The sequence below is a fragment of the Methylobacterium sp. NMS14P genome, from assembly GCF_028583545.1.
In the GTDB taxonomy this organism is placed as follows: Bacteria; Pseudomonadota; Alphaproteobacteria; order Rhizobiales; family Beijerinckiaceae; genus Methylobacterium.
The window spans coordinates 1,688,520-1,710,606 of the sequence record NZ_CP087106.1 but is presented as its reverse complement, the minus strand read 5'-3'; the positions used below and the strand labels follow the sequence as shown (position 1 = coordinate 1,710,606).

General features: G+C 73.2%; 22 protein-coding genes and 1 tRNA gene. 12 read left to right on the top strand and 11 right to left on the bottom strand.

The window, feature by feature from the left end:
* Positions 1-272: 272 nt before the first annotated feature.
* The 3 genes from hfq to LOK46_RS08025 all read right to left on the bottom strand — a co-directional run bounded on the left by hfq (position 273) and on the right by LOK46_RS08025 (position 4,518).
* Entirely contained in the window at positions 273-524 is a 252-nt protein-coding gene (gene hfq, locus LOK46_RS08035) for an RNA chaperone Hfq (RefSeq protein WP_007563033.1), read from the bottom strand.
* Positions 525-721: 197 nt separating this feature from the next.
* The gene (gene ntrX, locus LOK46_RS08030) at positions 722-2,086 is read right to left on the bottom strand and encodes a nitrogen assimilation response regulator NtrX (RefSeq protein WP_012318476.1); all 1,365 of its coding nucleotides are present in this window, start codon (positions 2,084-2,086) and stop codon (positions 722-724) included.
* Positions 2,083-4,518, bottom strand: coding sequence for a sensor histidine kinase NtrY-like (locus LOK46_RS08025; RefSeq protein WP_273563289.1), 2,436 nt, complete (start codon positions 4,516-4,518; stop codon positions 2,083-2,085). The genes ntrX and LOK46_RS08025 overlap by 4 nt, the downstream gene beginning before the upstream one ends.
* A 131-nt stretch (positions 4,519-4,649) precedes the next feature.
* Here LOK46_RS08025 and LOK46_RS08020 point away from each other — a divergent pair.
* Positions 4,650-4,742 (top strand) — tRNA-Sec (locus LOK46_RS08020).
* Positions 4,743-4,949: 207 nt separating this feature from the next.
* Positions 4,950-5,186 (top strand): hypothetical protein, encoded by a 237-nt coding sequence (locus LOK46_RS08015; RefSeq protein WP_273563288.1) that lies wholly within the window; start codon positions 4,950-4,952, stop codon positions 5,184-5,186.
* Positions 5,187-5,255: 69 nt separating this feature from the next.
* On the opposite strand, the gene LOK46_RS08010 is transcribed toward LOK46_RS08015, so the two are convergent.
* Complete coding sequence (locus LOK46_RS08010; protein ID WP_273563287.1) at positions 5,256-5,660, bottom strand: hypothetical protein; 405 nt, start codon at positions 5,658-5,660, stop codon at positions 5,256-5,258.
* Positions 5,661-5,798: 138 nt separating this feature from the next.
* On the opposite strand from LOK46_RS08010, the gene LOK46_RS08005 reads away from it, so the two are divergent.
* Both LOK46_RS08005 and LOK46_RS08000 read left to right on the top strand, forming a co-directional pair.
* Positions 5,799-6,035 (top strand): DUF4170 domain-containing protein, encoded by a 237-nt coding sequence (locus LOK46_RS08005; RefSeq protein ID WP_273563286.1) that lies wholly within the window; start codon positions 5,799-5,801, stop codon positions 6,033-6,035.
* A gap of 219 nt (positions 6,036-6,254) precedes the next feature.
* Positions 6,255-7,199, top strand: a complete 945-nt coding sequence (locus LOK46_RS08000) for a ribose-phosphate pyrophosphokinase (RefSeq protein WP_012318471.1) — start codon at positions 6,255-6,257, stop codon at positions 7,197-7,199.
* Between the two features lie 46 nt (positions 7,200-7,245).
* Here the strand turns inward: LOK46_RS08000 and glgX are convergent, their stop codons facing one another.
* Both glgX and LOK46_RS07990 read right to left on the bottom strand, forming a co-directional pair.
* Positions 7,246-9,366, bottom strand: coding sequence for a glycogen debranching protein GlgX (glgX, locus tag LOK46_RS07995; RefSeq protein WP_273563285.1), 2,121 nt, complete (start codon positions 9,364-9,366; stop codon positions 7,246-7,248).
* Between the two features lie 54 nt (positions 9,367-9,420).
* Positions 9,421-10,842 (bottom strand): alpha,alpha-trehalose-phosphate synthase (UDP-forming), encoded by a 1,422-nt coding sequence (locus LOK46_RS07990; protein ID WP_024830509.1) that lies wholly within the window; start codon positions 10,840-10,842, stop codon positions 9,421-9,423.
* Between the two features lie 439 nt (positions 10,843-11,281).
* Between LOK46_RS07990 and LOK46_RS07985 the strand changes: the two genes are divergently transcribed.
* From LOK46_RS07985 to LOK46_RS07970, 4 genes are all read left to right on the top strand, one after another.
* Positions 11,282-11,827, top strand: a complete 546-nt coding sequence (locus LOK46_RS07985) for a hypothetical protein (protein ID WP_273563284.1) — start codon at positions 11,282-11,284, stop codon at positions 11,825-11,827.
* A 4-nt stretch (positions 11,828-11,831) separates the two neighbouring features.
* Positions 11,832-12,269, top strand: a complete 438-nt coding sequence (locus tag LOK46_RS07980; RefSeq protein ID WP_273563283.1) for a phage holin family protein — start codon at positions 11,832-11,834, stop codon at positions 12,267-12,269.
* Between the two features lie 5 nt (positions 12,270-12,274).
* Complete coding sequence (locus tag LOK46_RS07975; RefSeq protein WP_273563282.1) at positions 12,275-12,646, top strand: DUF3618 domain-containing protein; 372 nt, start codon at positions 12,275-12,277, stop codon at positions 12,644-12,646.
* A 120-nt stretch (positions 12,647-12,766) separates the two neighbouring features.
* Positions 12,767-13,570: a hypothetical protein gene (locus LOK46_RS07970; RefSeq protein WP_273563281.1), complete on the top strand. Its 804-nt coding sequence runs from the start codon at positions 12,767-12,769 to the stop codon at positions 13,568-13,570.
* 186 nt (positions 13,571-13,756) lie between these two features.
* Here LOK46_RS07970 and LOK46_RS07965 read toward each other — a convergent pair whose 3' ends face one another.
* Complete coding sequence (locus LOK46_RS07965) at positions 13,757-15,274, bottom strand: malonate--CoA ligase (protein WP_273563280.1); 1,518 nt, start codon at positions 15,272-15,274, stop codon at positions 13,757-13,759.
* A 116-nt stretch (positions 15,275-15,390) separates the two neighbouring features.
* Positions 15,391-16,800: a malonyl-CoA decarboxylase gene (locus LOK46_RS07960; protein ID WP_273563279.1), complete on the bottom strand. Its 1,410-nt coding sequence runs from the start codon at positions 16,798-16,800 to the stop codon at positions 15,391-15,393.
* Between LOK46_RS07960 and LOK46_RS07955 the strand changes: the two genes are divergently transcribed.
* Positions 16,799-16,960 carry a hypothetical protein gene (locus LOK46_RS07955; RefSeq protein WP_273563278.1) on the top strand — a complete coding sequence of 54 codons (162 nt, stop codon included), beginning with the start codon at positions 16,799-16,801 and terminating at the stop codon, positions 16,958-16,960. The genes LOK46_RS07960 and LOK46_RS07955 overlap by 2 nt on opposite strands.
* A 91-nt stretch (positions 16,961-17,051) precedes the next feature.
* Here the strand turns inward: LOK46_RS07955 and LOK46_RS07950 are convergent, their stop codons facing one another.
* A complete protein-coding gene (locus LOK46_RS07950) occupies positions 17,052-17,243 on the bottom strand; it encodes a hypothetical protein (RefSeq protein ID WP_012318462.1) in 192 nt (63 codons plus the stop codon).
* Between the two features lie 334 nt (positions 17,244-17,577).
* On the opposite strand from LOK46_RS07950, the gene LOK46_RS07945 reads away from it, so the two are divergent.
* The gene (locus LOK46_RS07945) at positions 17,578-18,765 is read left to right on the top strand and encodes an MFS transporter (RefSeq protein WP_273563277.1); all 1,188 of its coding nucleotides are present in this window, start codon (positions 17,578-17,580) and stop codon (positions 18,763-18,765) included.
* On the opposite strand, the gene cobD is transcribed toward LOK46_RS07945, so the two are convergent.
* Complete coding sequence (gene cobD / locus LOK46_RS07940; RefSeq protein WP_273563276.1) at positions 18,758-19,792, bottom strand: threonine-phosphate decarboxylase CobD; 1,035 nt, start codon at positions 19,790-19,792, stop codon at positions 18,758-18,760. The genes LOK46_RS07945 and cobD overlap by 8 nt on opposite strands.
* Between cobD and cbiB the strand changes: the two genes are divergently transcribed.
* Positions 19,784-20,779, top strand: a complete 996-nt coding sequence (gene cbiB, locus LOK46_RS07935; protein WP_273563275.1) for an adenosylcobinamide-phosphate synthase CbiB — start codon at positions 19,784-19,786, stop codon at positions 20,777-20,779. The genes cobD and cbiB overlap by 9 nt on opposite strands.
* Before the next feature lie 175 nt (positions 20,780-20,954).
* Positions 20,955-21,869 (top strand): NAD(P)-dependent oxidoreductase, encoded by a 915-nt coding sequence (locus tag LOK46_RS07930; RefSeq protein ID WP_273563274.1) that lies wholly within the window; start codon positions 20,955-20,957, stop codon positions 21,867-21,869.
* Positions 21,870-21,910: 41 nt separating this feature from the next.
* Here LOK46_RS07930 and LOK46_RS07925 read toward each other — a convergent pair whose 3' ends face one another.
* On the bottom strand, positions 21,911-22,087 hold the full coding sequence (locus tag LOK46_RS07925) for a hypothetical protein (RefSeq protein WP_273563273.1): 177 nt from the start codon (positions 22,085-22,087) through the stop codon (positions 21,911-21,913).

Below are 22,087 nucleotides of genomic sequence, written 5' to 3'. Positions count from 1 at the left end.
TCGAGAGGTCGGATTCGACAGAATGGGGATGCGGGCGGGCCGGGCCAAGGCTCGGAGCCGGAAACGCGGCGGATATCCGCTGTCGCCCGGTCATACCCGGGCCGCGCAGCGGGGCCCGGGATCCGGACCCGGCGCCCTGCCGGCTCCCGGCGCGCTCGCGGGGTCCGGGCTCGACCGCGGCGCCCCGGAACGGCGGCGCCGGGCGCCGACGCGCGGCTATGCACGGGCGGCGGTCATCCCCGACGCGGCGACCCCCTCGCCCGTCGAGACGATCACGCCTTCTCGGCGGTCTCGTCCGGCTCGAACAGCTGCACGGGATGGCCCGGCATGATCGTGGAGATCGCGTGCTTGTAGACCAGCTGCGAGTGCCCGTCCCGGCGCAGCAGCACGCAGAAATTGTCGAACCACGTCACCACGCCCTGGAGCTTGACGCCGTTGACGAGGAAGATGGTCAGCGGAATCTTGTTCTTGCGGACATGGTTGAGAAAGGTGTCCTGAAGGTTCTGTGCGCGTTCGCCCGCCATCTTCTTGGCCTTCTTGTTGTCCCGGCTTCACTCGGCCCGGGATGGGTATGCCGCGGGCCGGATCGTCCGATCATCCGGTCCAGCGTCGTGTATACAAACACCATGACGACGTGAAAGCGTGGGCGCAAGCAACCCCCGTTCCAGCCGATCCGTGACGGATCGGCCCCGCCCTCAACGCGCCCCCCGGCGCCGCGGCCTCACGGGCCGATGCCGAGGGACTTCAACTTGCGGTGCAAGGCCGAGCGCTCCATGCCGATGAACTCGGCGGTGCGCGAGATGTTGCCCGAGAACCGGGCGATCTGCGCCACGAGGTACTCGCGCTCGAAGATCTCGCGGGCCTCGCGCAGCGCGAGGCTCATCAGCTTCTCGCCGCCCGCGCCGCCCGGCGTCGTCGGCACCAGGGCGCCGATCTCGGAGGGCAGCATCTCGGAGGTGACCTCCTGCTCCGGGTCGGCCTGCGTGAGGATCATCAGCCGCTCGACGTTGTTCTTGAGCTGGCGGACGTTCCCCGGCCAGTTGTGCGACTGCAGCACCGCCATCGCGTCCTCGGCGATCCGGCGCTTGGGCAGGCCAGTCTGGGACGAGATGTTGTCCATGAAGAACTGGATCAGCTCGGGCACGTCCTCCCGGCGCTCCGACAGGGCCGGCACCCGGATCGGCACCACCGAGAGGCGGTGGAACAGGTCCTCGCGGAAGCGGCCGGCGGCGATCTCCTCCTGAAGGTCCCGGGACGAGGACGAGATGATGCGCACGTCGACGTGGACCCGCGTCGTGCCGCCGACCCGCTGGAAGTTCTGGTCGACGAGGACGCGCAGGATCCGGTTCTGGGTCTCGCGCGGCATGTCGGCGACCTCGTCGAGGTAGAGGGTGCCGCCGTGGGCCTCCTCCAGGGCGCCGACCCGGCGGCCGCTCTCGCCCTCGACCCCGAACAGCTCCGCCTCCATGGTCTCGGGCAGGATCGCCGCCGCGTTGAGCAGCACGAACGGGCCGTTCGCCCGGGCCGAGGCCTTGTGCAGGCTGCGCGCCGCGAGCTCCTTGCCGGAGCCCAGCGCCCCGGTGATCATCACCCGGGCGTTGGTCGGCGCCACCCGGTCGAGGGTCTGGCGCAGCTGGTTGATGGCGAGCGAGGTGCCGACGATGCGGTTTGTGGCGCCGGAGCGCGCCGTCAGGTCGCGGACCTCGCGCCGGAGCCGGGAGGCCTCCAGCGCCCGCTCGGCCACCAGGATCAGCCGGTCGGCCTTGAACGGCTTCTCGATGAAGTCGTAGGCGCCCGCCTTGATGGCCGAGACCGCGGTCTCGATGTTGCCGTGGCCCGAGATCATCACCACCGGCAGGTCCGGGTTGGCGGCCTTGATCAGGTCGAGCACCTGCAGGCCGTCGAGCCGGGAGCCCTGCAGCCAGATGTCGAGGAAGACGAGGTGCGGCCGGCGCGCCTCGATGGCGGCGAGCGCCTCGTCCGAGCCGCCGGCCGTGCGGCAGCGGTGGCCCTCGTCGTCCAGGATCCCGGCGACGAGGTCGCGGATGTCGGCCTCGTCGTCGACGATCAGGATATCGGCGCTCATGCGTGCATCTCCGCGATCCGGGGGGCCGTCGGCGCGGCGCCCTTCTCCTCTGTCGTGACGGGGCTGGTCTCGAGGGCCGCCGCCGCCGGCTCGGGCCCGTGCTCGCGCGGGACCCGCATCCGGACCTGGCCGCCGCGGCCGGCGGGATTGTCGTTCAGCTCGATCCCGCCGCCGTGCTCCTCAAGCACCTTGCTGACGATAGCAAGCCCCAGTCCGGTCCCACCCTCGCGGGTGGTCATGTAGGGCTCGAGCAGGCGCTGGCGCCCCTCGGCCGGAAATCCCTTGCCGTTGTCGGTGACGGCGATCACCGCGAACCCGTCCTCGACGGCGAGGCTCAGGGCGATCTTGCCCTTGCCGAGCTCGGCCTCCGGCACCTCGGCCACCGCCTCGACGGCGTTCTTGAGGATGTTGGTGATCACCTGGCTGAGCAGCCGGATGTCGAAGGCCGCCACGATCTTCTCCGAACTCCCCGCGCCGCCCTGGGCCGAGAACGCGAAGTCGATGTCCGGGTGCGCCACGCGCATCATGAACAGGTTCTGCTTGGCGATCTCGGTGAGGTCGTTCGGCGCGATGGCGGGCTTCGGCATCCGCGCGAAGGCCGAGAACTCGTCGACCATGCGCTTGATCTCGTCCACCTGCCGGACGATCGTGGCGGTGCACTGGTCGAACACCTCCTTGTCGGCGGTGATGACCTTCCCGTACTTGCGCCGGATCCGCTCGGCGGAGAGCTGGATCGGGGTCAGCGGGTTCTTGATCTCGTGGGCGATGCGGCGCGCCACGTCGCCCCAGGCCGAGCTGCGCTGCGCCTGGACGAGGTCGGTGATGTCGTCGAGCGTCACCACCGAGCCGCGGGAGGCCCCCTGCGCCTGCTCGCTCGTGACCCGCACCGTGATGGTGCGCTCGCCCCGGGACCGGGTGAGCTGGACCTGCTGCTGCTGCAGGCTGCGCGGGCGCGCCTCGCTCTCGGCGAGCACGGGGGCGAGTTCCGGCACGGCGCGGCCGAGCGGCTGGCCCACCAGGGCGTCGCTCTCCAGGTCGAGCATCCGCTCGGCGGCCGGGTTGGCGATGGTGACGAAGCCCGCCGCGTCGAGGCCGATCACCCCGGGCGAGACCCCCGACAGCACGGCCTCGGTGAAGCGGCGGCGGGTGTCGATCAGGTCGCTCGCGGCGATCAGGCCCGCGTGCTGGCGGCGCAGCTCCTGGGTCATCTTGTTGAAGCTCTCGCCGAGATGGGCGAGGTCGCCGCTGGTCTTCTTGGTCGGCACCTGGGCGTAGAAATTGCCCGACGCCACCTGGTCGGCGGCGTTGATCAGCCGGCGGATCGGCGCCACGAACCGGTTGGCGAAGTTCATCCCGAACCACACGGCCGAGAGCAGCGCGATCAGCGCGATCAGCAGGAACACCGACGCGAAGGTGATCTGGATCGAGCGCCGCAGCGAATCGTAGGTGAGGTACTCGGCCGCCGCCGCCCGGGAGACGCCGGGGAACTCGATGGCGAGCTGGCTCACCTCCCGCTGCACCATCAGCACGGCGTCGTCGTAGGCCGGCATGCGCAGCAGCGCGGCGAAGACCCGGCCCTCGGTGGGCAGGAGGCAGATCGGGTCGGCCGAGTTGGCCGCGTCCTCGAAGGCCGCCGCCGAGGGCAGGCGGTTGGTCTTCAGGACGTCGATCTTGGCCCGGGCCACCACCTCGGTGGGGCCGCGCATGATCTGGGCGACCGGCAGGCCGAGATTGGTCGCCCGGGTGGTCAGGAAGGTCTGGAACCAGTCCCGGTTCACGTCGAAGTTCGGCCGGGCCCGGGTGAGGTCGTCGGCGAGGATGCGGATCTCGCGGGCGAGGCTCTGGCACTGGTTCTCCTGGTAGGCGTCGGCCACCTCCACGGATTTCAGCACCACGTCGCGGACCCGGTCGGTGAAGCCGAGCGACAGGCCCCGGTCGATGGTCACGGACGCCACCACGGCGAGCAGGATCGTCGGCAGGATCGCGATCAGCGAGAACAGGCCGACGATGCGGGTGTGCAGGCGCGCCACCGCGGCGTTGGCCTTGCGGGCGTGCAGGAAGACCCGCGCCTCCCAGGCGATGATGACGGCGAGGCCGAGCACCAGGGCGGCGTTGATGGCGAGCAGCGTCACGCCGTAGGCCGGCGTCGGCGTCACCCGGATCACGCCGGCCAGGATCAGGAAGGTCGCGAGCGCCGAGACCAGGGCGGTGACCACCATGGCGGCGCCGATCCAGCCGGGACCGCGCGGGCCCGGCCGCAGGGACTCCGCCAGGGGCGTGCCGGACGGCTGGGCCGCCTCGGGGCCCGCGGGCGTGCCCGCGTCCTGCTGATCCGCGGCCGTCTGGCCCGCGTCCCGGCCCGTCCCGTCGGTACCCCTCTCGGGGACCGGCGCGGGGCCTTCCTCTGTCCGTGAGCGTCTCAGGAACGGCATGACTGGTGCAGGGCCACAACAGTGTGGCGGAATTAATACGAATCCGGGCGCCCGGGCGGCGGACCGGCGGCGCGATCCGCCGCAGGCGGCCGGCCTTGACCCCGCCCCGCCCCGCCCGTACCCCCGGCCGTGGAGGCGAACGGGGTCTGGTGGCCCTCCTGGTCTTCAAAACCAGCGGTACGCCAACAGCGTACGGTGGGTTCGATTCCCATCCGCTTCCGCCATTCTTCAGATAGTCGCAACCGATAAATCAGTGTTCGCCGATATCTGGGCGACACGTGCGATAAAATTCGCAATACTGCTGCATCGGAACTGTGGGGGTGCCGGCTCGTTTCCCGCGATCGATCCCGCTTGGGTGCCCGCGTGAAGAACTGGTCCACCACCGTCCCGTCCCCGCCGGCCTCGGCCGGCCGTGCGCGCTGAGGCCGGCCATGCTGGACAGACTCGTCACGTTCCTCCCGCCGGGCGCCCGCGAGGCGCTGCGGGCGCTGGCGGCGCGCCGGCCCGCGCGTCGGCCGGGCGCCGAGGCCACGATCCTGCCGAGCCTCGACACGCGGCCCGCCCCGATGGCGCCGCTGCACCCGCCCGCCGCCATCAACGACAATCCCCTCCAGGCCGTTCACGACGCCGTCGAGCGGGATCTGCGCGCCAGCGGCCACCTGCGCTGAGCGCGGGCCGGGAGGCTGACCGAGAGTCCGACCGGAGCCTGGCCGGGAGCCGCGCCGGGGCCCCGTCCGTCAGCGCTTGGCGGGCGCGGGAGCCTCGGGGATCGTCCCGGGCGCGATCCAGTGGCAGGCCGTGGTGCCGCGCACGCCGGCGCAGTCGTAGCTCTGGCCGCCCAGCGTCACCTTGTCGACGATGCCGGTGACCTCCGTGCGCGCCAGCGCCGCGCAGCCGAGATGGTCCGCCTTGGGATCGGCCAGGTGCGCCGCGGCGGCCGCCGCCCCGTCGCGCATCAGCATGCGGTAATTGGCCAGCGACGGGCAGCCGATCACCGGCGGCCCGGCCCGCCGGTCCGGGGCGCTCCTGTCGGGGCCGGCCGCGCGGGGCGCGCGGGGCGCCTGCTGCGCCTGAACCTGCGTCGCGCCGAGGCCGAGGGCCAGCGCGACGAGGACGGCGTCGGAGAGAGGGCGGCGTGTCATGGGCCGCTCGTAGCACGGCGCGTCCGGGGTTGCGCCTCCGCCGCAGGCCTGCGGCGGGCTCAGGGCTCGCCTGCGGATGTTCAGGCTTGACCGCGGGCCCGCCATTTGCGAGCGCCGCGAAGGAACGGAGGACGGGCCATGACGACGGCAATCGACAGCGACCAGAAGCTGCACTTGGTCTTCGGCGGTGAATTGCAGGATCTCGACGGGGTCCGGTTCCGGGACATCAAGAACCTCGACATCGTCGGCATCTTCCCGGACTACGCCTCCGCCCAGGCCGCGTGGCGGGCCAAGGCCCAGGCCACCGTCGACAGCGCGCAGACGCGCTACTTCGTGGTGCACCTGCACCGGCTGCTGGAGCCGCCGGCCCCCTGAGGGGACCGAGCGCGCGGCCCCGGCCCGGCTCCGGGTCCGCCGCGCGCATCCGCGGTGAGCGCGCGGTGAGTGCGCGGTGCGCGCGGGGCGGCCGTGAAGGCATTGTGACACTTCCTGCCCGCTGCTAAGAGCCTCGCCCGTCATCGGATCGTTCCGGCTCCTCGGGAACCGGTCTGAACAAGAGCGGCGGGAGGTCCGGCCGCGAGCGAGCGGCCGCCCATGAAATCCTCGATCAAGATCATCGCCGGGAATGCCAGCCGGCCCCTGGCCGAGGCGATCGCGGCCTATCTCGAATTGCCGCTCGCCAAGTGCATGGTCCGGCGCTTCGCCGACATGGAGATCTTCGTCGAGCTCCAGGAGAACGTGCGCGGCGAGGACGTGTTCATCGTCCAGTCGACGTCGTTCCCGGCCAACGACCACCTGATGGAGCTGCTGATCATGATCGACGCCGCGCGCCGGTCCTCGGCCCGGCGCATCACGGCGGTGATCCCGTATTTCGGCTACGCACGGCAGGACCGGCGCACCTCCGGCCGCACGCCGATCTCGGCCAAGCTGGTGGCGAACCTGATCACGGAAGCCGGCGCCGACCGAGTCCTCACCCTCGACCTCCACGCCGGCCAGATCCAGGGCTTCTTCGACATCCCCACCGACAACCTGTTCGCCGCCCCCGTGATGGTGCGCGACATCAAGGAGCGGCTGCCGAGCGCCGACCGGATGGTGGTCTCGCCGGACGTCGGCGGTGTGGTCCGGGCCCGGGCCATCGCCAAGCGGATCGACTGCCCGCTGGCCATCGTCGACAAGCGCCGCGAGCGCCCGGGCGAGTCCGAGGTGATGAACATCATCGGCGAGGTCGAGGGCCGCTCCTGCATCCTGGTCGACGACATCGTCGATTCGGGCGGCACCCTGGTCAACGCCGCCGAGGCCCTGCTCAACGCCGGCGCCAAGGACGTCTCGGCCTACATCACGCACGGCGTGCTGTCGGGCGGCGCGGTCTCGCGCATCGCCGCCTCGCGGATGAAGGAACTGGTGATCACCGACTCGATCCAGCCGACCCAGGCCGTCAAGCTCGCCCGCAACATCCGGGTGGCGACGATCGCGCCGCTGCTCGGCGAGGCGATCGGCCGGACCGCGACGGAATCCAGCGTCTCCAGCCTGTTCGACTGACGGCGCCTCCCGGCCGATTCCGGCCGCCCCCGGGGGCGCCTCGCCCCTACCGGCCCGGCACCCAGGCGCCCCGGTTGCCGGTCTCCGTCCCCGGCGCGGTGAGCACCAGGACCGTGCGGCCCGGCAGCGGCACGGCGGTCCCGGCCGCGATCGCCGGCGCGTCGGGCGCGCGGGCGCCCGCCGGCTCGCCCGTGTCGAAGACCGGCGTCCACGGGCCGCCGATCACCGGGGCGAGGCGGAAGCTGACGGCCTCCACTCCGGCATTGAACAGCATCAGCAGGCGCTCGCCCGGATCGCCGTCGTTGCCGATCTGCATGCCGAACACCTGGAGCCCGTCGTCCGACCAGTGCCGGACCTCCATCTCGATGCCCTCGGGGGAGAGCCAGTGCACGTCGCGCAGCGGCTCGTCGGGGTCGATCAGCGCGCCGGTGAAGAAGCGCCGCCGCCGCAGGGCGGCTTGAGCCCGGCGCAGGGCCAGCAGGTTGGCGACGAAGTCCGTGAGGGCGGGGTCCGGATCGACGCTCCAGTCCATCCAGCTCGTCGGGTTGTCCTGGGCGTAGGCGTTGTTGTTGCCGCCCTGGCTGCGGGAGCGCTCGTCGCCCATGAGCAGCATCGGGACGCCCTGGGCCAGCATCACGGTCGCCAGCATGTTGCGCTTCTGGCGGGCGCGCAGGGCGAGGATCGCCGCGTCGTCGGTGTCGCCCTCGACGCCGTAGTTGCGGCTGACGTTGTGGTTATGGCCGTCGCGGTTGTCCTCGCCGTTGGCCGCGTTGTGCTTCGCCTCGTACGACACCGTGTCGGCGAGCGTGTAGCCGTCGTGGCTGGCGATGAAGTTGACGCTGGCCAGCGGCGAGCGCCGGGACGGGGCGAACACCTCGCGCGAGCCGGTCAGCCCCTGCGTGACCTTGGCGAGCGTGGCGGAATCGCCCTTCCAGAAGCCCCGGGCCGCGTCGCGGAACTTGTCGTTCCACTCGCTCCAGCCGCGCGGGTAGCCGCCGAGCTGGTAGCCGCCCTCCCCGACATCCCACGGCTCGGCCACCATCTTGACCCGCGCCAGCACCGGGTCCTGCGCCACCGCCTGGAAGAAGGCCGCCTGCGGGGTGAAGGCGAAGGGCGCGCGCCCGAGGCTCGAGGCGAGGTCGAAGCGGAAGCCCGCGATGCCGTAGGCGGTGACCCAGTGGCGCAGGGAATCGAGCACGAGCTGCATCACCCGCGGGTGGCTCGCGTCGAAGGTGTTGCCGCAGCCGGTGCAGTCGCGATTGCGGCGCGGGTCGGCCGGGTCGAGCTTGTAGTAGCTGGCGTTGTCGATGCCGCGGAACGACAGCGTCGGGCCGGTATGGTCGCCCTCGGCGGTGTGGTTGTAGACCACGTCGAGCCAGGTCTCGATCCCGGCGGCGTTCAGTTCCCGGATCGCCGCCTTCAGGCCGCCGAGGCCGCCCTCCCCCAGGTAGCGCGGCTCCGGGGCGAAGTAGCCCAGGGGCTGATACCCCCAGAAATTGACCAGCCCCTTCTCCACCAGGAAGCGGTCGTCCGCGAAGGCCTGGATCGGCAGCAGCTCCAGGGCGGTGACGCCGAGCTTGACGAGGTGCGCGATGATCGCCGGGTGGGCGAGCGCCCCGTAGGTGCCGCGCTCCGCCTCGGGGATGTCGGGATGGGTGCGGGTCAGCGCCTTGACGTGCGCCTCGTACACCACCGTCTCGGCGAGCGGACGCCGCACCGGGTTGAGGGCGAGGTCGGGCACTTCCGGGGCGGTGACCACGCATTTCGGCATGTAGACCGCGCTGTCGCGCCGGTCGATCCGGTCCTCGCGGCCGCCCCGGCGGTGGCCGTAGAGCGCGTCGTGCCAGCGGATCCGGCCGCGGATCTCCCGCGCGTAGGGGTCGAGGACGAGCTTCGAGGCGTTGAACCGGTGGCCCGACGCCGGGTCCCAGGGGCCGTGCACCCGGTAGCCGTAGAGCTGGCCCGGCAGCACGCCGCGCAGGTAGCCGTGCCAGACGTCGTCGGTCCGGCAGGGCAGCCGCACCGTGCGGGTCTCGTGCCGCTCCCCGGGCTCGAACAGGCAGATGTCGACCGCGGTGGCGTGCTCGGAGAACAGGGCGAAGTTGACGCCGCGCCCGTCGAAATGGGCGCCGAGCGGCGCCGGCACCCCGTCGTCGACGGCGATCATGCGGGGCGTCCGGTCACACGGAGGGCGGCGGGCGGAAGCAGCGGGTGGCGCCGGCTATTCGGCGGCCGCGGCGGCGGTGGGCGGCTCGCGCTCGATCGTGCGGAAATTCTCGAGCTCAGCCAGGAAGTTGCGCGCCCACCAGTCGACGTCCTCGCGGGTCATGCGCTCGACCATCGGCTTCCAGCGCGCCAGCCGCTCGGCCTTGGGCATGTAGAGGGCGGCCCGGATCGCCTCGGCGACCTCGAACCGGTCGTAGGGGTTGATCAACAGCGCCTCGGGCAGCTGCCGGGCGGCGCCGGCGAATTTCGACAGGACCAGCACGCCCGGATCGTCCTCGGACTGGGCGACGACGTACTCCTTGGCGACGAGGTTCATGCCGTCGCGCATCGGCGTCACGAGGCCGACCCGGGCGGCCCGGTAGAGGCCGGCGAGCACGGGACGCGGATAGGCCTTGGTGATGTACTGGATCGGCGTCCAGGCCGGGTCGCCGAGCGAGCCGTTGATCTCGCCGACCTTCTCGTTCACCTCGCGGGCGAGCTGCTCGTATTCCGGCACCTCGCTGCGGGATTTCGGCGTGATCTGGATGTAGGTGACGTTGCCGCGCTGGTCGGGATTGGAGGCGAAGAAGCTCTCCACCGCCTCCATCCGTTCGGGCACGCCCTTGGAATAGTCGAGCCGGTCGACGCCGATCAGCAGCTTGCGGGTGCGCAGGCCGGCGATGGTCTCGCGCACGACCTTGTTGGCGTTGGCCTTCTCGGCGGCCTCCTTGAAGCCCGCGACGTCGATGCCGATCGGGAAGGCGCGGATCCGGGTCCGGCGGCCGTCGACCATCAGCGAGCCGCCGCCGAGCGGGATCGCCCGCTGGGTGTCGACGAGGTTGCGCTGCAGGTTCTGGACGTCCGCCTCGGTCTGCAGGCCGATCAGGTCGTAATCGACGATGGCGCGCAGGAGCTCGCCGCTCGCCGGCAGCGAGTTGAACACGTCGGCGGCGGGCCAGGGGATGTGGTGGAAGTAGCCGATCGGGTTGTCGAGCCCGAGGCCGCGCAGCTCGGCCGCGAGCGGCAGCAGGTGGTAATCGTGGACCCAGATGATGTCGTCGGGCTCGACCAGCTTGGCGAGCGCCCGGGCGAAGGTCCGGTTCACGCGGCTGTAGCCGGCATAGTCCGAGCGCGAGAAGGCGCCGAGCCCGAGCCGGTAGTGCATGATCGGCCACAGGGCGCGATTCGCGAAGCCCGCGTAGTATTCCAGGTGGTCCTGCGGCGAGAGGTCGACGACGGCGTACTGGACCCGGCCCCGGTCGATCAGGGTCGGCTCCTCGGAGGGCTCGTCCGTGATGGTGCCGCTCCAGCCGAACCACAGACCCTCGTAGGCCGTGAAGGCCTCCTTGACCGCGACGGCGAGGCCGCCCGCCGCCACCGCCTTGCCGCCCTCTTCCGGGACGGCGACGCGGTTCGATACGATCACAAGGCGTGCCACGCGGGTCGACTCCGGATCAGGGGCGCGGGTCGGGTCGAGGATCTCGCCGCGCCTGCATCGGGACATCACTACTATGTCAGAACGCGCGGAGTCCCTGCGCGATCCTTTGTTGGTCGTTCGGCAACCCAAGCGTGAAGCCGGGCGCGGGTCAAGTCGAGGCCCTACCGTTCCGGGACAGGGCGGCCGCTCCGTCCCGATCGGGCGTCCCGTGCGCGCGTTGTGCGAGCGTTGTGCGAGCGTTGTGCAAGCGTGGCGGTTCTGGCAGACCTTGCCTGAACGGGGACTGAGCGGTGCCGCGCGTCGCGCCGGACCCGGCGTGCGCGCCGGAACGGCGCACGGGAACCGGAACCCGCGACAGCCGAGTCGGTTACTCAGCCATCGCGGGGCCCGCGGTCGCCGCGAGCGGCCCCGTCCCCGCGCCGCGAGGAGTGTTTTCGAGATGGCCGGCAACGAGTTACCGCAAGGCACCCCCGCGGACCCGATCGCGGATCCGCACCGCGAGGGGTCGCACGACGCGCCGCACGACGCGCCGCACACTGCTGCGGAGGAGCGCGCGCAGTGGCGCGCCCTGCAGGGCGACGTCGAGGGGCTCGCCGACGTGGCGGCCGAGCGCGGGCGCGGCCTGCTCGACGCGGCCCGGCTGCAGGCGCAGAGCTACGTCGAGCAGCGCAAGACCGACGCCGCGCAGTCGGTCCACGACCTCGCCCAGACGATCCGCAATTCCGGCCGCGACCTCGGCGACAAGCCGAACGTCCGCGCCTTCTTCGACAGCGCCGCCGACGGGCTGGAGCAGCTCGGCTCCTCGATCGAGCGCCGCAGCCTAGGCGAGTTCTACAGCGAGGCCGAGTCCTTCGCCAGGCGCGCGCCGGTGGCGGTGGCGGTGGGCACCTTCGTGGCCGGCCTGATCGCCGCCCGCTTCATCAAGTCGTCCAGCCTGCCGCCGGAGGCGCCGGACGGCGACGCCCGCGACAGCTTCCGGGCCTGACGCCATGACCCACGGCTCCGACCCGCGCCAGGCGGGCCCATCCACGGGCCCATCCACCGGTCCCTCCAGCATCCAGAGCCTGATCGGCGACGCCCTGCGCGAGACCAACGAGCTCGCCCGCAAGGAGATCGCGCTGTTCCGGGCCGAGATGGCCGGCAACGTCCGCCAGCTCATCGTCGGCCTCGCCTGCATGGTCGGCTCGGCGGTGTTCGCCGTGGTCGCCCTGCTGGTCCTGATCGGCGCCTTCGTGAAGTGGCTTGCCACCATCGTGGGCTCTGAGTGGCTCTCGGCGCTGATCGTCGGCGGCGTGCTGCTGCTCCTCGCCCTCGGGATGGCCCTGTGGGCGCGCAGCGTCCTCTCCCTCTCGACCCTGGCCCCGAAGCGCACCACGCGCCAGGTCCGCCAGGATGCCCAGGCCCTCTCGGAGCGCGTGTCCGGATGAGTACGATGAACGACCTCGAGAAGGAGATCGAGGAGAGCCGCGCCCGGCTCGACGACACGATCGACCGCATCCAGGGCCGGCTCTCGGTGCCGAATCTCGTGGACGAGATGCTGGGCAATGCCCGGCGGGTTCCGGCCCTGAACACCACCTACGATTCGGCCCTGGAGGCGGTGCGCCGCAACCCGGTGCCGGTGCTGCTGATCGCGGCGGGCGTCGGCCTGCTGTTCAACCGGATGGCCCGCGACGCCCAGCGCCGCCGCACCGAGGTCTCGGCCGCGCGCGTGCCCACCCTGAACACCGGCGCGGCCCGCGGCTACGACCCCGATCTCCCGACGGTCCGCCCGGCCCGCGATCCGCTGGACACGACCGAGATCTGAGGACCGGACCCGTCCGGATCCGGCCGGATCCGGGATGAGACACCTCGCGCGCCCGGCCGGACGACCGGGCGCACCGGCGCCGAAGGCGGGCCGCCGAGACCGACATTTGAGGACAGCGCCATGACCGACAAGCCGGGTACCCCCTCCAGCACCCCCGAGCAGCTCGCCGCCGAGGCGGGCATGCCGCACGGCGGAGGCGACAAGAGCCTGCGGCCGGACCCGGCCGGCCTCGGCGACCCGGGCGCGCCCGGCACCGCCGCGGGCGACTTCACGCTCCGGCCGGACCCGCGCGGCCTGCACGACCCGCTCCGGCCCGGCGCCGCGACGGGCTCGCACGACGCGGCCGCGCACGATGCCGCGCGCGATGCAGCGGCGACCGCGAAGGACGGCATCCGGGCGGCGGGCGACCGGGCCACCGAGTTCGCCGGACAGGCGCGCCGCACCGTCTCGGGCCTCGCCGACGACATCAACGACCGCCTCGGCGGGGCGGCCGACGAGGCGCGCGACCGCGCCTCCGCGGCCTACGACGATGCCCGGGAGCGGGCCGGCGCCCTCCATCGCCGCAACATGCGGGCCCTGGACGACCTGACCAACCAGGGGATCGAGGGGATCAACCGCGGCCGCACCGCCGTCGAGCGCTTCGTGGACGACAACCCGCTGCTCGTCGGCGTGGTCGGCGTGGCGGCAGGCCTGCTCCTCGGCGCGCTGCTGCCGCGCACCCGCCAGGAGGACCGGAGCATCGGCCCCTGGGCCGACGAGGTCCGCGACCAGGGCCTGCGCTACGCCCGCGAGGTGACCAATATCGGCCGCGAGTTCGTCCAGACCGCCCTCGATCCGGACAACCTCAACGCCGCCGCCCGCAAGGTGGTCGATCCGGAGGGTCACACGCCGCCCGAGGGCGAGCGGACGCAGCACAACCTCTGATTTAGGTTCCGGCTCGGGCGCGTCGCTCCCACACCGTCATCACGAGCGGAGCGCAGTGACCCAGTGCGGCGCCACGTCCGGAATCGTGGCGCCGCACTGAGTCGCTTCGCCTCGCGCGCAAGGACGGCGCGGCTTCGATCCTCGGTCCAGTTCCCTTCTTGCCGTTGGGCCGACCGCGCGCCTGGATCAGTCCCGATACAGCCCGGCATGCGCCTCGCGCAGCAGGTTCTTCTGGACCTTGCCCATGGTGTTGCGCGGCAGCTCGTCCACGAACAGGACGCGCTTGGGGCACTTGAACCGGGCGAGGCGGCCCTCCAGGGCGGCCTGCACGCCGGCCTCGTCGGGGCAGCCGGCGCCGCCCACCACCACGGCTGTGACGGCCTCGCCGAAATCCGGGTGCGCCAGGCCGATCACGGCGGATTCGACCACGCCCGGCAGGGCGTCGATCTCGGTCTCGACCTCCTTCGGGTAGACGTTGAAGCCGCCCGAGATGATCAGGTCCTTGCCGCGCCCGACGATGTTGACGTAGCCCCGGCCGTCGACCTTGCCGAGGTCGCCCGTGATGAAGAACCCGTCGGCCCGGAACTCGGCCGCGGTCTTCTCGGGCATGCGCCAGTAGCCCTGGAACACGTTCGGGCCCTTCACCTCGATCATGCCGACCGCGTCGGGCCCGAGGGCCGCGCCGGTCTCGGGCTCGACCACCCGCAGGGACACGCCCGGCAGGGGGAAGCCGACCGTGCCGGCGACCCGGTCCCCCGCGTAGGGGTTCGAGGTGCTCATGTTGGTCTCGGTCATGCCGTAGCGCTCGAGGATGGCGTGGCCGGTGCGGGCCTGCCATTCGCGGTGGGTCTCGGCCAGCAGCGGCGCCGAGCCCGACACGAACAGGCGCATGCCCCGGGCGGCCTCCGGCGTCAGGCCCGGCTCCTTGAGGAGCCGGGTGTAGAAGGTCGGCACGCCCATCAAGGCGGTCGCCCGCGGCATCAGGCTCAGGATCAGCTTCGGGTCGAGCCGGGGCAGGAACAGCATGGAGCCGCCGCTCGCCAACACCGTGTTGGTCGCCACGAACAGGCCGTGGGTGTGGAACACCGGCAGGGCGTGGATCAGCACGTCGTCGGCGGTGAAGCGCCAGTACTCGACCAGCGTCCGGGCGTTCGACGCGAGGTTGTCGTGGGTCAGCATGGCGCCCTTCGAGCGCCCGGTCGTGCCCGACGTGTAGAGGATCGCCGCGAGATCCTCCGGGCCCCGGGGCGCGTCCGCGAAGGCGGCGCCCGCCGCGGCGGCCCGGTCCGCGGCCTCGGCGGCGCTGCCGCCGCCCGCCCCGTCGAGGGTCCAGACCTGCCGGACGCCGGCGGCGGCCTCGGCCAGCGCGTCGCGCCGGCCCGGGTCGCAGACGAACACGGTCGGCTCGGCGTCGCCCAGGAAGTAGCCGATCTCCGCCGGGGTGTAGGCGGTGTTGAGCGGCAGGAACACGGCGCCGGCCCGGACCGCGCCGAGATACAGGAAGATCACCTCGGGGCTCTTCTCGACCTGCACGGCCACCCGGTCGCCGGGGGCGACGCCCGCCGCCCGCAGGGCCGCCGCGTAGGCGCCGGAGCGGGCGATCAGGTCCGCATACGCGTAGCGGCGCCCGTCCGGCGTCTCGATCGCGGTCTTGGCGGGATCGGCGGCGCCGTCCCGCACCAGGGAGAAGAGGTGGTTCGTCATCGTGAGGCTTGAGCTGTCGCGGGCCTTTGTGTCTCACGCACCCATAGCCGGCCGAGGGCCCTTCCGGCGAGCCCTTTCCGGCGGCGTGCCGTCCGCGCGGTCCCGCGCGCCGTCCCCTACGCCTCGGCGAGCACCACGGCCCGGGGCGGCGGCAGCTTGGCGCGCAGCTCCCGGGTCACCGCCGGGGCCGCCACCACGGTGCCGAGATTGGCGTAGGTCTCGTGGTTCCGCTCGATGGCGGCGAGGTCGTACAGGTAGTTGACCATCAGGCCGTGGGACTGGGCCAGCCCCTTCTTGGAGGTGTCGCCCAGGAAGTTGATCCGGTCGAGGCGCGCGCCGTTGCCGAGATGGAACCGGGCGACCGGGTCGAGGGGGCGCCCGCGCTCGTTCTTGGCGCGCAGGAAGTAGGCGGCCGCCGCCGGGATCAGCGCCCGGCGCACCGTCTCGGCCCGGGCCTTGTCGGCCGGCCAGGCCGGGTCGTCCAGCGCCCGCAGGGTCTCGACATCCTCGGGCAGCAGGCCCTGCGGGCTGTCGGCCCGGCGCTCCCGCGCCAGCCACGCGGCGAAGCCCGGCACCGGCGAGAGGGTCACGAAGGTCTTGAGCGTCGGGACCTCGCGGGTCAGGTCCTCGACCACCTGCTTGATCAGGAAGTTGCCGAAGGTGACGCCGGCGAGGCCCTTCTGGCAGTTCGAGATCGAGTAGAACACCGCCGTGGTGGCGGCGTGCGGCTGCAGCGGCTTGCGCTCCTGCGACAGGATCGGGGCGATCGCCGGGGCGATCTGGTCGGTCAGCGCCACCTCGACGAAGATCAGCGGCTCGTCGGCGAGCGCCGGGTGGAAGAACGCGAAGCAGCGCCGGTCCGGCGGCTCGATGCGGGCGCGCAGGTCGTCCCAGCCGGAGATGGCGTGGACCGCCTCGTAGCGGATGATCTTCTCCAGGATGTGCGCCGGCGTCGTCCAGTCGATGTGGCGCAGCACCAGGAAGCCGCGGTTGAACCACGACGCGAACAGGTGCTCGAAGTCGCAGTCGAGGCTGTCGACGGCGTCCATCAGGGCCGGGTCGGCCTCGTCGCCGGCGCGCAGCGCCCGGCGCAGGTCGAACAGGTCCTCGCGCATCCGCACGAGGCTGAGCGTGCCGCCGCGGGCCAGGTTGAGGCGGCGGATCAGCTCCTGGCTGCGCGGCTCGGCGGCCTCGTGCAGGCTGCCGAGGCGGGCGCGGGAGGGGGCGGCGCGGTAGGCGGCGATCGCCTCGTCGACGGCGGCGTGGTCCGCGTCGAAGTCGAGCGCGATGGCGCGCAGGAAGGCGTGGCGCTCCGCCTGGCCGAAGCTCGCGTAGCGGTCGAGGATCAGGCGGGCCAGCGCCACCCCGGAGGCCTCGCCGCGCCGGGAGATCAGGTCCTCGCACAGCTTGACGAGGTCGCCGGCGCTCGCCCGGGACCCCAGGTCGCCGCGGCCGATCCCGATCAGGTCGCGGCCGCGCTCGCTGATGGTCTGAAGCAGGTCGCCGAAGAAGGAGATCGCCGCCATGACCTTCGCACTGACCCCCGTCGACCCGGATTCGAGACGTGTCCGGCCCCGCGACGCCGGCTCGTCGGTCGGGCGCGGGCGGAACCGGATCCGGACGCCGCCGGGCGTCCCGATCCGCCCGCCACTCTACGGCGCCGCGGCCGCCGCGACCAGAGCTTGACCGGTCGCGGACACGGGGCTCCCAGAGTGCGGGAGCGGCACGAACATCGTGTGACGGGTGGGGTCGGGCGACGACGCCGGGCGGGCGGTCGTCAGAGCCGCTCGGCCACGGTGGCGAGGTCCGCCCGCTCGCGCCAGTCGCCGACGCCGTGCTGGCGGGCGAAGCGCAGCTCCGCGGCGCGGCGCGCGCGCTCGGGATCGCGGGCCCGCGCGATCGCGACAGAGCCGATCGTGAACGGCACCCCGAGGATCTCCTTGGCGAAGTCGACGCGGTAGTTCGGCATCCCGTACTCCCTGCTGCGGCGGCCCCGGCGCCGTTCGTACGGAACGAAACCGCCCTCTCGCTCGTAGTCCGGTCCGGAACCTGAGAACGGCTCGACGCCCGGGACATGGACCTGCGGTGCCCGCTCGCGTGCGGACGGCGCCGGCGCCATCCCTCGCATATGGTGCGCCGCCGGCTCCGGTGAAGGGCCCCGGGGTGTGCCGGCAGGGATGCATCGCCGCAGCTTGCCCGGCGGCGCGCTCCGCCCGTATCGCTCGCGGCTCCGATCTCCTCCCCCACACGGACCCGACCATGGCCCTTCCGCGGCGGCGCGCCTGCCTGCCCCCCACCCTGCCGTGACCGCACCCCTCGACGCGAAGGCCCGGCTCGGCCTGACGCTGATCGCCGGCGGGGCCGTGGCCAACATCTACTACAACCAGCCGCTGCTCGGCCTGATCGTGGCCGAGTTCGGCGACCGCGCCGCCCTGTGGGTGCCGACCACGGCCCTGGTCGGCTACGGGCTCGGCATCGTCGGGCTCGTGCCGCTCGGCGACGCGCTGCCGCGCCGCGCCCTGATCGTGGGGCAGTGCCTCGGCCTCGCCGTGGCGCTGCTCGCCGTGGGCCTCGCCCCGAACCTCGCCTGCCTCGCGCTGGCCCATCTGGTGGTCGGCGTGCTGTCCTGCGCGGCCCAGCAGGCGGTCCCGTTCGCGGCCGAACTCGCCCCGGACGCGAGCCGCGGGCGGATCGTCGGCCAGGTCATGACCGGGCTCCTCACCGGCATCCTGCTCGCCCGCACGGCGAGCGGCTTCCTGGGGGCGCATCTCGGCTGGCGGCCGGTCTTCCTGGTCGCGTCCGTGGTGGCGCTGGCCATGGCGGGCATCGCGCGGGCCACCCTGCCCCACACGGCGCAGACGCACCCGCTGCGCTACCGCGCCCTGATGCTGTCGATCCTCCACCTCGCCCGCACCCAGCCGGTCCTGCGCACGGCGAGCCTGTCGCAGGCGCTGCTGTTCGCGGGCTTCAACGCCTTCTGGGCGACCCTGGCCCTGCTGGTCGAGGGGCCGCCCTTCGGCCTCACCGCCGCCGGGGCCGGTCTGTTCGGCGTGATCGGCGTCTGCGGGGCCTTCGTGGCGCCGATCTCGGGCCGCTTCACCGACCGGCGGGGGGCGAAGCCCGTCGTCCTCGGCGGCAGCCTGCTGGTCGCGCTGTCGTTCGTGGTCCTGTGGGGCGGGGGCACGTGGTCGCTGGTCGCGGTGGCGCTCGGCGTGCTGCTCATCGACATCGGCATGAACGGCGCGCTCATCGCCAACCAGACCCGCGCCTACGCCCTGGTCCCGGGGGCGCGGGGCCGCATCAACACCGTGCTGTTCACGACCCTGTTCGTGTTCGGGGCGCTCGGCGCCTACGCCGGCTCGCAGGCCTTCCTGCTCGTGGGCTGGCCGGGCGTCTGCGCGGTCGGCCTCGCCTTCTCGGCGCTGGCCGTGATCGTGGCGGCCCGCGACCCGCACCCGCACCCGCACCCGCTCGGCGGGCGCTCTACCTGAGCACCCGCGACAGCCGGCACCAGCCCGCCTTGTCGGGTGGCAGCCCGAAGCGCAGGCGCTCCGGACGCCCGGCGAAGCGCCGCACCGCGATCCCGGACGCCGCCAGCCGCCGGTAGAGGTCCGGCCCGTCGGGGAAGTCGGCGGTCCGGAACAGGCACGTGCCGCCGACGATCCGGCCGCCGCCGCGGGCGATCATCCGGTCGAGGCGGGCCGCGTCCGCCGCGCGGTCCCGGGCGGCCTGCGCGCGCCAGCCCGCGTCCGACAGGGCCGCGCGCCCGATCGCCAGGGCCGGGCCCGACACCGCCCAGGGTCCCAGCGCCGCGGCGATCCGGGCCGCCGTGCCGGGATCGGCGATCGCGAAGCCGAGGCGCAGGCCGGCGAGACCGTAGGTCTTGCCGAAGGAGCGCAGCACCACGGGGCCCGGCGCCGAGCCCGGTGCGGAGACGTGCGGGCACAGGCTCTCCACCGGCTCGAGGTCGGCGAAGGCCTCGTCGGCGACGAGCAGGCCGCCGCGCCGCCCGAGCGCCGCGGCGAGCGCCCGGCGCTCGGCCAGGGGATGGGTGCGCCCGTCCGGGTTGTTGGGATCGACGATCACCGCCACCCGGGCCGCGCCGAGGTCGTCGACGCTCGCAGCCTCCGCCACCGCGTGCCCGGCCCGCGCCCAGGCGGCGGCGTGCTCGGCGTAGGTCGGCCCGACCACGGCGACCCGGGTCGGGGCCAGGAGCCGGGGCAGGGTCTCGATCAGGATCTGGGTGCCGGGCGCGGGCACGACGTGGTCGGCGTCCGGCGCGCCGTAGGCCGCGGCGGCCGCCTCCCGGAGCGCGCGGACCTCGGCGGCCTCGGGCAGGCGCGCCCAGGCGCTGGCCTCCAGGGCGGGCACGCGATAGGGGACCGGGTTGATCCCCGTCGAGAGGTCGAGCCAGGGCTCCGGCGCGTCGGGAAAGGCTTGTCGGAGTCCGCCGAGATCGCCGCCATGCGCGATCGGGGCGGCCTCACGCGCGGGAACGCTCCACACCGAATGGTCCATCTGCCCGGTACGTTCGCCGACACGCTCGCCGTCCTCGCCGTCGCCCTCGGGATCGAGGCGGCGGTCGGCTATCCCGACGGGCTCTACAGGGCGGCCGGTCACCCTGTCACCTGGATCGGCCGGCTGATCGCCGCCCTGGAGCGCGGCCTCAACCGCGGCTCGGCGCGCCGGCGGCGGGGCGCCGGCTGCCTCGCGCTGGCGCTGCTGCTCGCCGCGGTGGGCCTGCCGGCCCTCGCCGTCGCGGCGCTGGCGGGGCTCGCGGGCCCCCTCCCCGCTCTGCTCCTCCTCGGCCTGCTCAGCGCGAGCCTGCCGGCGCAGCGCAGCCTGCACCAGCACGTCGCCGCCGTGGAGACGGCCCTGCGCGCGGGCGGCCTCGAGTCCGGGCGCCGGGCCGTGGCGATGATCGTCGGGCGCGACCCCGAGCGCCTCGACGAGGCGGCGGTCTGCCGGGCCGCGATCGAGAGCCTGGCGGAGAATTTCTCCGACGGGATCGTGGCGCCGGCCTTCTGGATCGGCTGCCTCGGCCTGCCGGGCGGCGCCCTCTACAAGGCGATCAACACCGCCGACAGCATGATCGGCCACCGCAGCCCGCGCTACGAGGCCTTCGGCTGGGCGGCGGCCCGGCTCGACGACGGCGTCAACCTGCCGGCCTCCCGGCTCGCGGGCCTGCTGATCGCCGGGGCGGCGGCCCTGCGCGGCGCCGACGCCCGGGGGGCGTTCCGGGCGATGATGCGCGATGCGCGCCATCACCGCTCGCCCAATGCCGGCTGGCCCGAATCCGCCATGGCGGGGGCGCTGGGCCTGCGGCTCGCGGGGCCGCGGGTCTACGACGGCACCCTCGTCCCGGACGCCCATATGGGCGACGGGCGGGACGCGGCCGCGGCCGACGACATCGCCCGGGCCCTCACCCTCTACCGGACGGCCTGCTGGCTCCAGGGCGGGCTCGTGCTGGCGCTCCTCGCGCTCTGCCTGACCCTGGCGGGCTGACCGGTCTTCGCGAGCGGAGCGAAGCGCGCCAGGGCCGCGCGACCTCTGAGATCGTGGCGCCGACTGGATTGCTTCGCTCCGCTCGCAAAGACGGCGGCCATTCCCGATCGGGCCTTGGCACGGCCCGCGCACCGGACGCATCGTGGCCGGACGGGGCCGGATGAGGGAGACGCCGATGCGCGCTGTGTTCGTGGATGCCAGCGAGACCCTGGCGGCGGTGGCCCGGCGGCTGCTGCGGCCGGACGACCCGCCCTTCGCGATCCACGCCGATCCCGGCATCGCGCCGCAGGATCTGCCCGCGATCCTGGCCGGGGCGGAGATCGCGGTGATCGACCACACCGCCCTCCCCCTCGACGTGGCCCGGGCCTGCGCGGGCCTGAAGCACGTCGTGTTCCTCGGCACCGGCGCCCGCAGCTACATGGACCCCGAGGCGCTCCAGGACGCGCTCGGCGTCACCGTCCACACCATCAAGGGCTACGGCGACACGGCGGTCGCCGAGTGCGCCTTCGCGCTGATGTGGGCCGCCGCCCGCGGCCTGCCCGAGATGGACCGGGCGATGCGCGCCGGATCCTGGCTGCGCACCGAGGGGATCCAGCTCACCGGCAAGACCGTCGGCCTCGTCGGGTTCGGCGGGATCGCGGCCGAGATGGCGCGCCTCTGCCGGGGCGTGGGCATGCGGGTGCTCGCCTGGAACCGGACCCCGAAGACCCATCCCGGCGTCGACTTCGTCCCGCTCGACCGCCTGCTCGCCGAGAGCGACGTGGTCTCGCTCCACCTGCTCCTGACCGACGCGACGCGCGGCTTCCTGTCGGCCGCGCGGATCGCCGCGATGAAGCCCGGCGCGATGCTGATCAACACCGCCCGCGGGGCGGTGCTCGACGAAGCCGCCCTGGTCGCGGCCCTGCGCACCGGCCACGTGGCGCGGGCCGGGCTCGACGTGTTCGCGGTCGAGCCGCTGCCGGCGGATCACCCGCTGGCGCGGCTGCCCAGCGTCACCCTGTCGGCGCACTCGGCGTTCCGCACGCCCGAGGCCAGCGACAACCTGATCGGCGCCGCCCTCGCGCATTGCCGCCGGATCGCCGCCGGCTGACGGACGCGCGGCGGGAGCGGCCGCCCCGGTGCTCGGCTACCCTAGTGCTCGGTGCCCTGCATGTTCGGGCGCGGCTCGCCGCCGTGGTTGTGAATCACGCTGGAACGCTCGGGGCTGCCCTTGGCGTCGGCGACCTGCTTCCGGGCCGCGGCGGCCAGGAACCAGATGCCGCCGAGCGTCCCGAAGGCGAGGATCATGAGCGGAAATCCCTGACTCAT